This window comes from Bacillus sp. SIMBA_031 (assembly GCF_046535225.1).
Classification (GTDB): Bacteria; Bacillota; Bacilli; order Bacillales; family Bacillaceae; genus Bacillus; species Bacillus velezensis.
This window is the reverse complement of the sequence record NZ_JAWRXC010000613.1, coordinates 1-242: the sequence shown is the minus strand read 5'-3', so window position 1 is coordinate 242 and position 242 is coordinate 1. Positions and strand designations below refer to the sequence as shown.

1 protein-coding gene is annotated in these 242 nt (G+C 33.5%); it reads left to right on the top strand.

The genetic code is table 11. The features are described 5' to 3' along the window. The coding region (locus tag SB724_RS21565) for a hypothetical protein (RefSeq protein ID WP_410573087.1) at nt 1-242 on the top strand (242 nt) is incomplete at both ends.

Sequence of the window (242 nt, the reverse complement as noted above, 5' to 3'; positions counted from 1 at the left end):
AAAAAGATGGTACTGTTCGCTATGTATTGTACTCCTCTGACAAATCTCAGCATACAATGGCCCACATTAAAAATAAGAAGCTTACCAAAGAGCAGTTCCGGGAATATGTAGAGACCATGTCTCAAAGTAGTATTTTTCAATCAGGAATAATCTCCAAAAAACATGAAATTTCCCTGTTATTAAATATTTCTGAACAAAACATTTCACTCTACGATCACAATAACATCGATAAGAAACTGTAT